10 protein-coding genes are annotated in these 15,148 nt (G+C 44.2%); 3 read left to right on the top strand and 7 right to left on the bottom strand.

Features of this window, described 5'->3' with window-relative positions:
• Nucleotides 1-10 precede the first annotated feature (10 nt).
• The 4 genes from lspA to murJ all read right to left on the bottom strand — a co-directional run bounded on the left by lspA (nt 11) and on the right by murJ (nt 6,175).
• A complete protein-coding gene (gene lspA / locus BM528_RS12645) occupies nt 11-562 on the bottom strand; it encodes a signal peptidase II (RefSeq protein WP_083595282.1) in 552 nt (183 codons plus the stop codon).
• Entirely contained in the window at nt 555-3,374 is a 2,820-nt protein-coding gene (gene ileS / locus BM528_RS12650; RefSeq protein ID WP_071980121.1) for an isoleucine--tRNA ligase, read from the bottom strand. The genes lspA and ileS overlap by 8 nt, the downstream gene beginning before the upstream one ends.
• Before the next feature lie 134 nt (nt 3,375-3,508).
• Nucleotides 3,509-4,429 carry a bifunctional riboflavin kinase/FAD synthetase gene (ribF, locus tag BM528_RS12655; protein WP_071980122.1) on the bottom strand — a complete coding sequence of 307 codons (921 nt, stop codon included), beginning with the start codon at nt 4,427-4,429 and terminating at the stop codon, nt 3,509-3,511.
• Nucleotides 4,430-4,615: 186 nt separating this feature from the next.
• Entirely contained in the window at nt 4,616-6,175 is a 1,560-nt protein-coding gene (gene murJ / locus BM528_RS12660; protein WP_071980123.1) for a murein biosynthesis integral membrane protein MurJ, read from the bottom strand.
• Nucleotides 6,176-6,509: 334 nt separating this feature from the next.
• Between murJ and rpsT the strand changes: the two genes are divergently transcribed.
• Complete coding sequence (gene rpsT / locus BM528_RS12665; RefSeq protein WP_071981307.1) at nt 6,510-6,773, top strand: 30S ribosomal protein S20; 264 nt, start codon at nt 6,510-6,512, stop codon at nt 6,771-6,773.
• Nucleotides 6,774-6,889: 116 nt separating this feature from the next.
• Here the strand turns inward: rpsT and BM528_RS12670 are convergent, their stop codons facing one another.
• From BM528_RS12670 to BM528_RS12680, 3 genes are all read right to left on the bottom strand, one after another.
• Entirely contained in the window at nt 6,890-7,642 is a 753-nt protein-coding gene (locus BM528_RS12670) for an SDR family oxidoreductase (protein ID WP_071980124.1), read from the bottom strand.
• On the bottom strand, nt 7,642-8,739 hold the full coding sequence (locus BM528_RS12675; protein WP_071980125.1) for a phosphotransferase family protein: 1,098 nt from the start codon (nt 8,737-8,739) through the stop codon (nt 7,642-7,644). Before BM528_RS12675 ends, BM528_RS12670 begins: the two co-directional genes overlap by 1 nt.
• Nucleotides 8,740-8,848: 109 nt before the next feature.
• On the bottom strand, nt 8,849-9,670 hold the full coding sequence (locus BM528_RS12680) for an SDR family oxidoreductase (RefSeq protein ID WP_071980126.1): 822 nt from the start codon (nt 9,668-9,670) through the stop codon (nt 8,849-8,851).
• 362 nt (nt 9,671-10,032) lie between these two features.
• Between BM528_RS12680 and BM528_RS12685 the strand changes: the two genes are divergently transcribed.
• A complete protein-coding gene (locus BM528_RS12685) occupies nt 10,033-11,751 on the top strand; it encodes a GNAT family N-acyltransferase (RefSeq protein ID WP_071980127.1) in 1,719 nt (572 codons plus the stop codon).
• A 1,169-nt stretch (nt 11,752-12,920) separates the two neighbouring features.
• Entirely contained in the window at nt 12,921-15,098 is a 2,178-nt protein-coding gene (gene katG / locus BM528_RS12690) for a catalase/peroxidase HPI (protein ID WP_442855914.1), read from the top strand.
• The last annotated feature ends 50 nt before the right edge of the window (nt 15,099-15,148 follow it).

The raw sequence follows: 15,148 nt of genomic DNA on the forward strand, positions 1-15,148 counted from the left end.
TTCAATCCGATTACTGCTGAGAGGTTTTGCTGTTATCAGCCTGTGTTTTGTCTTCGCTTTTATCGCCATTCTTAAGCATATCTACGATAAGTAAAGCCGCACCAATAAAAATTGCGCTGTCTGCAATATTAAAGGCAGGCCAGTGCCAATTGTTTACGTAGAAGTCGAGAAAATCGATGACATAGCCATGCACAAGTCGGTCATACACATTGCCTAAGGCGCCACCTAAAATAAATGAAAATGCCACCGGCAGCAGTTTTTGTGAACGCGGTGATTGCTTTAGCCACCATAAAATGACAACGCTGATCCCTATCGCTATAGCAGTAAAAAACCACCTTTGCCACCCACCGGCACTGCTTAAAAAGCTGAACGCTGCGCCGTAATTATGAACATGCGTTAAATTGAAGAAAGGAAGAACTTCTATCGATTGATACAAGTTCATCGAGTCTAAAACCGCGTACTTGCTCCACTGATCAAGTACAAAGGCGACGACACTGATCCACAAAAAGCGAAGACCCGTGTCGCGAAAAAGCCCAGTTTTTGACGACGTCATATTAGGCATACTGGCGGACTTCCCCTTCACCATCGATGTTCGTTACGCAGCGACCGCACAACTCCTCGTGGCCTGCGTGTGAACCAACATCTTCAAGGTGATGCCAACAGCGAACGCATTTTTCACCTTTCGCTTTGCTCACGCTTAACCACAAACCATCAACATCGGTTTCTTGGGCACCTTCTGGCTTAGCTTCTACACGCTCAAGTGAAACGCCAGAAGTGATTAGCACAAAGCGAAGTTCATCACCAAAGCTTGATAGTGTTTCGAACAGCGAATCTGTTGCAAATAAGCTAATGCTTGCTTCTAGTGAGCCGCCTAATTGCCCCTCTTTACGGGCTTTTTCCATGGCTTGGTTAGCCGCGTCTTTCACTCGAATAACGTCGTCCCATAGTGAATCACTGAATGTATCACTTTGAGTGAAGTCGTTAAAACCGTTATACCAAGTCTCAGTGAACACAAACTCACTGCGTTCGCCTGGTAACTCTTCCCAAATTTCTTGAGCTGTAAAGCTTGTGATTGGAGCAATCCAACGAACAAGTGCCTCAACGATGTGATACATAGCAGTTTGACATGAACGACGGGCGATACCGTCGGATTTCGCTGTGTACTGGCGATCTTTAATCACATCAAGATAGAAAGAGCCAAGCTCAATTGAGCAAAAGTGGATTATTTTCTGGGTAACAACCAGAAGGTCGTAACTTTCATACAACTCGAACAGCTCGTCTTGCAGAGCTTTCGCTCTTGCTACAATCCAGCGATCCAGTGCAACCATCTCACTCTCAGGCACTGCATCTTCCACTTTAAAGCCGTTCATATTGGCCAATAAAAAGCGCGCGGTATTTCGTACCCTGCGATAAGAATCGGCGGCGCGTTTGAGAATTTCATCAGAGACGGCTATTTCACCGCGATAGTCGGTAGACGCTACCCATAAACGCAGAATATCGGCACCCAATTTGTTTGTGACTTCTTGAGGTGCCACAACATTGCCTAAAGACTTAGACATTTTCTTGCCGTGTGCATCAACGGTAAAGCCGTGGGTTAAAACTTCTTTATATGGCGCGTGTCCATGCATTGCAGTAGATGAAATTAAAGACGACATAAACCAACCGCGGTGCTGATCCGACCCCTCTAAGTACAAGTCTGCACTTGCCGGTAGGTCTTCTCGACGGTCAACCACAAAGTAATGGGTCACACCAGAATCAAACCACACGTCCAGTGTGTCTGTTACTTTGTCATAATGGTCAACGTCACTACCCAATAGGTCGGCGTCATCGATGTCCCACCATGCTTGGATACCTTTTTTCTCTACTTCCAATGCCACTTTTTCCATTAACGCAGAAGACTGTGGGTGTACTTCGCCCGTTAACTTATGCACGTATAAAGGAATGGGTACTCCCCAAGTACGCTGGCGAGAAATACACCAATCGGGGCGCCCTTCTACCATTTTTTCAATGCGGTTTTGACCCCACTCAGGGATCCACTTAGTTTGTTTTATTTGTTCCAAAGACTCAGCGCGAAGACCTTTATTGTCCATGCTGATAAACCACTGAGGGGTAGCACGGAAAATAATAGGCGTTTTATGGCGCCAGCAGTGGGGATAGCTGTGCTCGTATTTAACATTGAGGACAAGGTTCCCTTTCTCTTCAACCGTTTCGATAATAGATTCATTTGCTTTGAAAACAAACTGACCGGCAAATAGCGGCGTATTTTCAAGATACACACCGTTATTACCAACAGGATTGTAAACTTCAATGTCGTATTGCTTGCCCACATTAAAATCGTCTACACCGTGCGCAGGGGCAGTATGAACACAGCCAGTACCCGACTCAGTAGTAACATGATCGCCCAGAATTAATGGGATTTTGATATCAAGAAACGGGTGATTGACCTGTAGCTTATCAAGAGCATCACCAGTACATGTTGCTACTTCGCGGAATTCTTCTACACCGTAACGCGTCATACAGCTCTCAAGCAGATCTTGAGCAACAACATACCAGTCATTTGATGGCTGAACTTCCACAATGGTGTAAGTAAGCTCTGGATTCAAACTAATTGCACGGTTTGCTGGTAACGTCCAAGGTGTTGTTGTCCAAATAACAACGCCAGCGTTGTGAGCCAACAAGTCACTTTCTTCAACGCCAAAGGCGGCCGCAATTTCCTTGCTGTCAGCAACGGGAAACTTCACATCAATGGCAGGTGAAACCTTATCTTTGTATTCAACTTCGGCTTCGGCTAGTGCCGAGCCACAGTCCGTACACCAGTGAACAGGCTTAAACCCTTTTTCAAGATGCCCTGAGTCTACAATTTTGCTGAGCGCTCGAATAATGTCGGCTTCAGAAGAAAAGTCCATAGTTTTGTAAGGGTTGTTCCACTCACCAAACACACCAAGACGTTTGAAGTCGGCCATTTGACCATCTATTTGCTTTTGTGCGTAATCGCGACATTTTTGACGAAACTCTGCAGCTGTCACTTTATTGCCTGGCTTACCCACTTTCTTTTCTACCATTAATTCGATAGGTAGACCGTGGCAGTCCCATCCAGGTACATAGGGCGAGTCAAAATCGGAAAGCGTTTTTGACTTTACAATAATGTCTTTTAGAATTTTGTTAACCGCGTGTCCAATATGAATGTTACCGTTCGCGTAAGGAGGGCCATCATGAAGTATAAAAGGCTTCTTACCTTTTTTTGCTTCGCGGATCTTGGTATACACCCCTTTTTCCTGCCAGTCTTTAAGCATCTTCGGCTCGCGCTGAGCAAGGTTACCGCGCATGGGAAACGCAGTTTCTGGAAGGTTCAATGTGGCTTTGTAATCACTCATAAAATTGTATTATCCGGTTACCTTAAGTTTCATCCAATGTCTCTGTGACACTGCGAAGGCGTTATATGATGCGGTTGCATTTACATTTGGTTGCTTTTACATTTAAATGCGCGCTGCGACTTTATCACGATTAACTATGCTAATAACAGACGCGCCTTGACGGCATCTGCCTGTATTTGTTCTTTTAATGCTTCAAACGAAGCGAACTTAATTTCATCTCTAATTTTGGCCATGGGCAGCACGGTTATGGGTTTGCCATACAAATCTGCCGATAGGTCAAAAATATGTACTTCCAATTGGTTACGAACGCCATCAAGGGTTGGTCGCGTGCCGATATTCGCTACACCGTCATAGTGCTTACCGTCAATGTCCACACGCACGGCAAACACGCCATGAATCGGTGTTTTAAACCGCTTAAGCATAACATTGGCGGTGGGGAATCCGATGGTTCTGCCTTTCTTTTCACCATGTACAACACGCCCATGAACGGCAAAAGGGCGCCCTAACATCTCTGTTGCCAAGCTAAAGTCGCTTTGCGCAAGCGCATCTCTCACCGCAGTAGAGCTTATTCGATGAGCATGCATAGTAAAACTTTGCGTACTGACCACATCGAAACCATAACGACGGCCAGCTGCCTCAAGCATGGTGAAGTCGCCCTTGCGACCAAAGCCAAAACGAAAATCATCGCCAACGACTAAAAATTTAACGCCAAGTTTATCCACCAGCAAATCGTGAACAAAGGTGTCGGCGCTTTGTTTTGCAAACTCAGCGTTAAAACGTACAGCAAGTAGTCTATCAACCCCCTGCTGTCTCAACAGCTCGTATTTCTCACGCAGCGGACTTATTCGAGCAGGTGCTTTTTCGGGCGTAAACACTTCTTCAGGCTGTGGTTCGAATACCATAACAGTGGCGGGTAACGACAGCGAGCTCGCTTTTTCCATCACGTTGGCAAGTACAGCCTGATGTCCTCTGTGGACGCCATCAAACTTACCAATCGTTAGAATACACCCCTTATGGTGGGGTTTTACATTGTTTAGCCCGCGGATAAATTCCACTGTTTACCACTACCTTTTTAACTGCTAGAAATTTAAAGCTCGCGATTATAGCCGACCCCGCCTCTAATACCAAGCATACAAGGGCCGGCAAAACTTTCCTTGCTCAGTAAAGACGTTAGAAACGTTGCAATATGATTATAAATAACAAACAACGATTGCCATTTTGAGATGTTTACTCACTACTGCTTACTCGCCACCACTTCTAAAATGACGAGGCCTCATCCCTAACAGCACCATGGTAGTCAGGAAGCCACCAACGGACAGTAATATGGTGATACCTAAGTCTTTCATTTGCTCTATAAGTGCAAGATCGAAAAAAGCCAAGCCGCTGTCGCGATAGTAAATTATTACGCCCATAACAGCACTTGCTAGTAAAACACGCGCAATGAAAAATAATGACGTGCGACTTAATTCAAATACTCCTTGTTTACGCAGCGTGATGTAAAGCAAAGCGGCGTTAAGCGTAGCTGACATACTGGTAGCAATAGCTAAACCGATATAGCCGAACGGAACGGCAAAGATAAGATTAAACACCATGTTCGCCACCATGCACCAAATACCAAATTTCACGGGCGTTTTCGTGTCTTGACGGGAATAAAAGCCAGGGGCCAGTATTTTAACAAGCATAAAGCTAATTAAGCCAAAGGAGTACGCTGTTAAAGAATAAGAAGCCATTATGGCGGTCTCGGCGGTAAATGCGCCTCTTTGAAAAATAACTGTCAAGATAGGGCGAGCCATAGTACCAAGGCCTACAGCAGCTGGAATGCCAAGTAAACACACCATTCGAAATGCCCAGTCGATATTTGCAGCGAACGCTTTAGGATTGTTTGTTACATGGTTTCTCGATAGCGTTGGCAATATCACTGTGGCAATGGCTATACCAAAAAGACCTAGCGGAAACTCTAATAACCTATCTGAATAGTAAAGCCAGCTAATAGAACCTGTAACTAAGAAGCTGGCAATGAAGGTGTCAAATAACAAGTTTATTTGCCCTACAGACACACCGAACAATGCCGGTATCATTAAGGTTCTTACCTTTACAACATTTTCGTCGTGCCAACCCCATTTGGGTTTCACCAGTAGCCCAGCTCGAAATAAGAAGGGTAGCTGGAATAAAAATTGAACGATGCCGCCAATGAATACGCCCCATGCTAATGCAAACGCAGGCTGAGATAAGCTAGGCGAGAGGTAGATTGCGCACAAAATAATGCATACGTTCAGCAACACGGGAGTGAATGCTGCAACGGCAAATTTGTTCAGGGTATTTAAAATGGCCCCAGATAGCCCGGTTAACGATATAAACGCCAAATAAGGAAAGGTGATTTTCAGCATTGCCGAGGCGAGCTCGAATTTGTCACCGGCCTCATCCCCCTGTAGCCAGGCAACAAACCACCCGGTACCAAAAAGTGCCGCGAGTACTGGCGATGCAATAACTCCCACAATAGAAACCAAAAATACAATACCGCCTAACGTTCCGCTTACCTTTGCAACAAACTCGCGCAGTTCTTTTTTATCATCGTTGTTATGTACTTCTGTCAGCACAGGAATAAATGCTTGAGCAAACGCACCTTCTGCAAATAGCCGACGCAAAAAATTGGGGATTTTATTGGCAAAGAAAAAAACATCAGCAGCTGCGCCGTCTCCCATAAGCCTGGCGACAACCACGTCTCTCACGAGACCTAACACCCTTGAAACTAGGGTCATTATGCTAACTATTAAGCCAGATTTGATTAACTTCCGTGACACTTCTGCTTCCGATGGACAATAAAGAGGGGAATAAGCAAATCATGATAACCAAAGGCAATAGCAGGTGAAATGATTTATTCAAAATAGTTGTGCATTTCTATCTATTTTATTGCTATAATCCGCGCCCGTTATGGGATGCAATGTTTTTGCATAGCTTTCGCGACGAATGCGTAACGTGTTGAGCACATCTACTGTATTACAATAGGCTGTGTTTAATAGATTGTGCTTTCAAAATGGCCAACGAATCACATCGTGAAATCGTTTGACAATTTAGCGATTGGTAGGCACAATCCGCACCCTCGTTTTTGACATGAATTTATTTGGGAGTTACACCTTGGCTAACATTAAGTCTGCTAAGAAACGTGCAATCCAAGCCGAAAAGCGTCGTCAGCACAACGCTAGCCGTCGTTCTATGACTCGTACAAGCATCAAAAAAGTAGTTGCTGCTATCGCTCGTGGCGATAAAGAAGGTGCACAAGCTGCATTATCTGCTGCTACTCCAGTACTTGACAGAATGGCTACTAAAGGCTTGATTCACAAAAATAAAGCTGCTCGTCATAAGAGTCGCCTAGCTGCACAAATCAAAGCACTAGGTTAATCTTTACGATTAGCAATTAAAAAGCGCCTTTCGGCGCTTTTTTTATGTCTATAGCTTTTGCAAATAAACTTGAGGCCAAAGTCGCTTTCGCATAGCCCCTCTTCCATAACGCGCTCTTAGCTCATTTTTCTAATGACACTTGCAGGCGCAATGCGCATTATCCAATGCAATACAGCCCACGGCCACGCGGGTACAAAGGCGTTTGCTTTTTCTTTTTCAATAGCACTCACCATTGCGCGACAGCCAACATCGGTATCGACAATAAAAGGGACTTTTTCCACTTTTTCATTTATTTCGCTGCGAATAAACCCTGGATGGATACACGTCACCTTGATAGGAGTATTCATAACATCCATGCGTATTCCCTCAGACAAAGACGTCAGCCCAGCTTTGGTTGCAGCGTATACTGTCATCGCTCGCCTAAAACCTCTCACTGCGCTGATAGACGAAATTGTCACTAAATGTCCGCTATTTTGTTCTCTGAATATGGTCATGGCAGCTTCACACTGCGCCAGCGCAGACACAAAGTTGGTTACCGCCGTTTGCTTATTTGCGTGAAAGTAACCCGTACCGATAGACGCCCCCTTCCCCATACCAGCATTAACAATAACTCTATCCAGAGATCCTAAGTCTTGCTTGAATGCATCGAACACCTCAAACACTGCATCGTGATCATTAACATCTAAAGAACGAATTGCCACTTTGATATTGGGGTTAAGCGCTAGCAACTCTTCTTTCAATGTTTCCAGATTTTCAAAACGCCGTGCGCACAGCGCCAAATTGCGGCCTTTCTTTGCAAATTCGATGGCCATGCCTTTACCCAGTCCAGAGCTTGCGCCGGTAATCAGAATATTTTCTCTTGTTGTCATTATTTTTTTCCTGATGCTTTTATGGCTTTATTGCAACGCCATAACAAATAGTGAATGAAGATCCAAAACCGTTTAAACGCCGGGTTGTTAGTTTGACCGTGGTGATAACGATAATAAATTTGCTGGGCAATACCGGCTAAGCGGAACAGTCCGTAAACTTCATAAAAGGTAAAGTCGTCTATCTCTATTTCCATTTTATTGCAGTAATAAGCAACTACTTGCTGTCGCGTTAGCATTCCCTCTAAATGAGTTGGCTGACGCCGTGTTGACTGCGCTAGAAAGTCATCGTCTGCGTCTACCCAATATGCAAGTGAATTACCTAAATCCATTAGCGGGTCGCCCAGTGTTGCCAACTCCCAGTCAAGCACGCCAATGATTTCTGTATAGTTATCTGGATTTAGCACAACGTTGTCGAAGCGAAAGTCGTTATGAGTAATGCAAATGCGTTCATTGTCAGGCATATTTTTTTCAAGCCAATGCATAACCTTTTTTCCCGACGGTACGTTCCAGGTTTTAGCTTTACTGTAACGCTGACTCCACCCGCTTATTTGCCGTTCTATATAGCCACTGCCCTTGCCTAAATGAGACAAGTCGGCCTGTTTATAATCCACCTTGTGAAGTTCAATTAAACTATCAAGTACATTCGTGCATAACTGGGCAGTTTGTGCCTTAGTAGTAGCTAAATTTCGGGGCAAGTTTTTGCGAGGTATAACCCCGGTAAACTTCTCCATCACATAAAAGTCTGTGCCAATAACGCTTTCATCTTCACAGTAGGCATACATGTTTGGAACATATCGATAGACAGGCTTGAGTGCGTGCTGAAGTCTGAATTCTCGGCCCATATCGTGAGCACCTTTTGCTTTCGTTCCCGCAGGCGCTCTACGAAGGATCAGTGAAGTGTATTTGTAATCTAAACAATATGTCCAATTTGATGCGCCTCCCGAATATTGAGTAACGGAAGGAAGAGACGAGCAATTATCACAGCTTGCTTTCACTTGATCTGATAAATTTTGCTTAAGCCACGCATTCACAGCATCAACATCAAGCTCTTCACCCTGTCTTACATTTTGTGCTTTGTCTACAACATTCTTATTCATTATCTCTCCGCTTGGTTCGAAATTACTCAGGCATTCGCTTTATGCTGCTCTACACGCTATTACAAGAAAGCGCGCTGTGCCCGAAAAACCCGTTATGCAAAAAAATCCATTACGCGCTTTGTTTAGCCATCGCCTTTTTCATTGCTTTTGTTTTCGATAGCATCATATTTATGTAGCGCATCGACGGGAGAAGTTTTTTCAATAAATATGCCTGTTTACCTAACTTATGGGTCAAAATTAAGAATCGTTTGGCCATAACCTGCTCATAAACGATATTAGCCACATCTTCTTTACTAAGGTCAGCTTTTGCAAAAAGCTTTTTGAGCATTGTGTGCGATGCAGGATTTGAACTGCGCATCGACTCATCAAGATTGGTTTTGAAAAAACTTGGGCATACCACACTAACATTTATATTATCTGGTGCTAGCTCAAGCTTCATTGTTTCAGAGAACCCCACTACCGCGGCTTTCATTGCGTTGTAGCTTCCCATATATGGAATCGGGGTCAATCCTGCTTGTGAGGCGATATTGACGAAATAACCATGCCCTTGAGTTTTCATCATAGGTAAAAATGCTCTACTCACGCGCACCATTCCCAGCATATTGATATCACATACCCACTTCCATTGTTCGAGTGTTTCATCAAGTAAACTTCCCCCCGTAGCAACACCGGCGTTGTTGAAAACGTAGTCGACGCCTTCCCACTTTGTACGCAGTGTACTGGCAAGCTTTCCTACATCGGTATCCGAGGTGATATCACAAGAAATAAAAAATGCGTCTGCGCCAAGGGACGTTAACTCATGTACGGTCTCGTTACCTCGCTCACTGTTCACATCGGCAATGCAAATTTTAATTTTTTCGTTCTTCTCTGCCCATTTGATCGCAAGGGATTTTCCCAGACCTGTTGCTCCACCTGTCACCACGATACGCATATTGTTTTTCTCTTATTATGTTTTTATGTGCTCTTTAAATGTTCGAAATTTTTAACAACCTTATTGCTAGCGCGTGTTGAGCATTGCTGACGAAACATTTTATTTACATCCCGCAGTTTACTTACTTTTTCAGTAAATTCAAAAATGTATGCTTACCTAACAAACTGCTGCAATGGAGGAGAATGCATGGGGCGATGCCATAGAGGTAGAAGATTCAAGGTGAGCACGTAAACGAGAAATACACATATCAATGTTCTTCGTTATTACAATCTGTGCGTTTGCTTTTGTAAAATAACTGACAAAAAAGTATGTCAAAAACGTCACATTGCACTGTTATCGTTTGCAAAAACACGAGAGAAACTATGTTTACTGTCAACGACGTTTTAACCAAACATTACCCTCAAGTTGCGAACAAGCCATTATTGTTTAAGTCACTGTCTTTTGCCCTTAGCCATCTGCTGCACGAAAAAGACATTCAAGAGTTTGGAAAAACCTATCCGCACTACCATGACATCGATTTTGTTGAACAAGTTTTAGCCTATTTCAATATTAGTTACTCTACCAGAGATATTGAAAAAGAGCGTATTCCCCATGAAGGGCGAGTGGTTATTATTGCAAACCACCCTATTGGCTCTCTCGATGCCCTAGCACTAATAAAGTTGGTAAGTGAAGTTCGCCACGATTTAAAAGTAGTTGCGAACGAAATGCTTATGGCTATTTCGCCGCTACACGACATGCTTTTACCGGTTAATAACATGGAAGGCGGCACGCCCAAGCAACATTTATCGGCAATACATTCACATCTTGCTGAAGAGGGCGCCGTATTAATTTTTCCTGCAGGCGAGGTATCTCGTCTTCGTCCTCAGGGTGTGCGTGATACCCATTGGAACTCAGGGTTTTTGCGCATCGCGCGCCAAGTAAAATCCCCTATTCTTCCAGTTTTTATCGACGCCAAAAACAGCCCACTATTTTATGGCGTTTCGATGATTTATAAACCCCTCGCCACTGCTTTGCTGGTTAAAGAAATGTTCAAGCAGCGACGCAAACACCTGCCAATACGTATCGGTGAACTCATTCCGTTTGAGTCTTATCAGCGACCATCAATAAACATCAAAGAAAAAGTAAAACTGTTTAAGCGACACCTTTACCGAATTGGCAGTAATAAGAGTGGTGTTTTTGAAACGCAGGCGCCTATTGCTATGCCCGAAGATAGAAAAGTCCTTTCTCAGGCCATTCGAAACTGTGAGCATTTAGGTCAAACCTCTGATGGGAAATCGATTTATTTATACCAGCATAAACACTGCTCTCCCGTGATGAGAGAAATAGGTCGACTACGCGAGATAGCATTTAGAGCCGTTGGAGAAGGAACTAACAAACGACGGGATATCGATCAGTATGACTCACACTATTATCACCTTGTGCTGTGGGATGCGGACGATTTGGAAATTGTTGGTGCATATCGCTTCGGCGACGCTGAAATACTCTCTAAAACTAACCATGAAACCGGGCTTTACTCTGCAACACTGTTTGATTACGGCGATAACAATGACGCACTTTTTCAACAAGGTTTAGAGCTGGGAAGAAGCTTTGTTCAACCTCGCTATTGGGGTAAGCGTAGCTTAGATTATCTCTGGTACGGCATTGGTGTATTTCTAAGTCGCTACCCAAAATATAGGTATTTGTTTGGTGCAGTTTCACTAAGTAACGCCTATCCTGAGCCAGCAAAAAATTTGCTAGTGCAATTTTACTCCACGTACTTCCCTCCAAAGTTCGGAAATGCTAGCTGTAAGCGCCCCTTTCAGGTAGGAAAGGACACTCCACATGTGTTCAAGGGTGACAATTACAAAGTGGAGTTCACCCAACTAAAACATTTACTGGCCAATATGGGGGTGAATGTGCCAACACTGTATAAACAGTATTCAGAAATAGCCCGTACTGGCGGTGTTGCGTTTCTCGGCTTTAACGTAGACCCAGACTTTAACGACTGTATAGATGGGTTAGTGGTAGTGGACACCATGGAAATAAAAGACAAAAAACGAAAAAGATACTTAGAACATGAAGAGTTAAAGGAAACGGCCTAGGCAAGCCTACCGCCCTTTTTGTTTGGCAACATGAAAACTTATTTATGAATGCGGCTGTAACGTTGTGATGTTGGCATTTAATGCAATAGATTAATGGTATGGACCCTCTCCTCCCATAAAGGCTTCAAATGAGCCAAGATAGAGTTATTCAAATCACTATCAAGAAGAAGAGGGTCACATGAATAAGAAATGACTTCATGAAAAAGCCGAATATATGGCAGCAATGAATCACGTTAATAAGTCAACACGGTGTCTTGCAATCGGAGAGGGTCCATATATGGTATAAGAGACGAAGTTTCGTTTAGACCCGTCATTTGTCTAATGCGTGCATCCCAGTAAACGGCCGTAAGAAAGATAAAGGTTTTTCATGATAAAAATAATTGTACTCGTTCCATTAATCTTATCACTACTATGGTTTGGTTATTTACAAGCAAATAAATACACTCTGGAACAAGGCAAACAGGGCTTTCTCTATATTTTGGTTTTGTCTGGAGTTATAGCGCTGTTTTATACCCTTATGATGTTCTTAACACATTAGAAGCAGCCACTCTCCCTCCTCAATCGTTTTTACTGCATGGCGTTTCAGTTTCGCTGCAATGTGGCTGTTTTTAATCGCTGATATTTTCCGGCGTCGTCAACGACATCAATAAGCGGTTCAGTGTCAGCTTCAATACTTGCTTTAAAGTTTCACTTCAATCCTTCCAATGCATAAGACAGCCTCAGAGCATGGCAAGCGCTTTGTTTGCAAGCGCTGTTTAACTGCATATGCATTTGCTCCTAGCGTTGCGTTATGAACTTTACCTACAGGTAGGCGTACCAATGTGTAAAGAGGCGTCTTATGACGCCGTTCAATAACTATACGGCTCTACAAACGGTTTATTCGAGTATATGAGAATATTGAAATAATAAAGCGCTAAGCTTGGTTCTCGACGTTTTATTTCGGGATGCTATTAAGCAGACTACTTTTACGCTTTCAGATTGAATTGCCGCCCTTGCTTTAATATGTACTCTGTTACGAATACTCGGTATCAATAAGCAATTAAGGCATTGCCCAAGGAGCTAAACATAAAAGGAAAATCTGCATGTCTGATAAAATGAAGTGCCCCATCGCCGGCGGTTACGAAACGATAGAAAGTAAACGTATTGGTGGTGCAATAGGCACTCCACCTATGAATGCTAATTGGTGGCCAGGTCAACTGCCCATTGAGCTGCTGCATAGCCAATCTCCCGCTGCAAACCCGCTGGGAGAAGATTTTGATTACCCTGCCGCCTTTGCATCTCTTGACCTAGACGCTGTAAAAAAAGATATCTTAGAACTGTTAACTAGCTCTCAAGATTTTTGGCCCGCAGACTACGGCAACTACGGACCGCAAATGATCCGCATGGCGTGGCACTCTGCAGGCTCTTACCGTGTATTTGACGGCAGAGGTGGCTCTGCACAAGGCCTTCAGCGTTTTGCTCCACTTTATTCATGGGAAGATAACGGCAATATTGATAAATCTATCCGTTTACTCCAACCCATCAAACTGAAATACGGCGACAATATATCGTGGGCAGATTTGATCATGCTCACTGGAAATCTCGCTCTTGAGCAAATGGGCTTTAAAACCTTTGGTTTTGGTGGCGGCAGAATTGACTGCTGGGAAGCTGACGATGCGACTTATTGGGGGCCAGAGACTGAAATGGCCACTCAAGACAAACGCTGGACAGGCGAGCCCGGTACCGAAGACTACGATCTTGAAAATCCGCTTGCAGCATCACGTCAATCATTGATTTACGTTCATCCCGAGGGCCCGTTTGGGAATATGGACCCTGTATCTTCAGCCCAAGAAATACGTATCACCTTTGGCAGAATGGGAATGAACGATGAAGAAACCGTTGCTTTAATCGCGGGTGGGCACGCATTTGGAAAGAGTCACGGTGGCTCTGACAAATCTCACCTTGGGCCAGAGCCAAGCGCTGCTCCCATTGAAAGCCAAGGACTTGGTTGGTTAAACAGCAACGGCACGGGTAATGCCCAATACACCACAACGAATGGTATAGAGGGTGCGTGGACATCAAACCCCACACGCTGGGATCATGAGTACCTGAAAAACTTGTTTAAGTTTGAATGGGAACAAACGGAAAGCCCCGCCGGTGGTAAGGCTTGGCGCCCTAAAAATGGAGAGGCAGCAGATCTCATTCCAGATGCACATGTGGAAGGACTTCGCCATCCTCCTATGATGATGACAACAGATATAGCCCTGATAAAAGATCCAGCCTACAAAGAAATATGTGAAAAGTTTTTAGCTGAGCCAGCATTGTTAGACGACGCGTTTGCGAAAGCCTGGTATAAACTGATTCATAGAGACATGGGGCCTAAAAACAGACTACTAGGCCCTGATGTCCCTGATGAGACTCTTATCTGGCAAGATCCCATTCCCAAGTGCGATCACGAGCTTATCGACGAAGACGATATTGCCGCATTAAAGGCGAGCATTCTGGCCAGCGATCAAAGCATATCTGCTCTTGTTAGCGCGGCATGGGCATCGGCCTCTACGTTTAGAAAAACAGACCTTAGGGGCGGCGCAAATGGTGCAAGAGTTCGCCTTGACCCTATGATTAATTGGGAAGTCAATAATCCAAAGCAATTAAAGAGTGTTCTGCACACCCTTGAGGACATTCAAAAAACCTTCAACGATGCGCAAACAAGTAAGCGAGTCTCCTTGGCCGACCTGGTAGTATTAGCTGGTGGCACTGCGATAGAAAAAGCAGCAGAAGAAGCTGGTATCGAAATCATTGTGCCTTTCGACGCCGGTAGAATGGATGCAACGCCAGAACAAACCGATGAGCACAACATATCGTTTCTTGAACCCCACGCAGACGGTTTCAGAAATTATATAAAACCAGGCAGTTCGTTAGAAGATCGTACGGTAGATAGCGAGCGTATGTTAATCGATAGAGCTCATTTATTAGACCTGACTGCGCCAGAGTTGACAGCACTAGTTGGCGGTCTTAGGGTGCTTGATACCAATTTCGACGGCTCTCAGCACGGCGTATTTACGCAAACGCCAGGTGTATTGAGCAATGACTTTTTCGTCAACCTACTCGACATCAACACCAAATGGGCTCCTGTAGACGACAAGAACCAGGTGTTCAATGGTAAAGACGTGGCTACAGGTAAAAAGAAATGGTCGGCTACTCGCTGTGACTTAGTGTTCGGTTCAAACCTGCAATTAAGAGCGGTTTGCGATGTTTACGGAGCATCTACTGGGCATGAAAAGTTTGTGAATGCATTTGTTAAAGCCTGGTATAAAGTAATGAACTTAGATCGTTTCGACTTGCAAAATGAGCATTACCGCTCATAGCTTTTTGAGTAAAAACTGATTTACCTGAAAGCCTAGCCCAAATAGCTAGG

Source organism: Alteromonas sp. RW2A1, from assembly GCF_001886475.1.
In the GTDB taxonomy this organism is placed as follows: domain Bacteria; phylum Pseudomonadota; class Gammaproteobacteria; order Enterobacterales; family Alteromonadaceae; genus Alteromonas; species Alteromonas hispanica.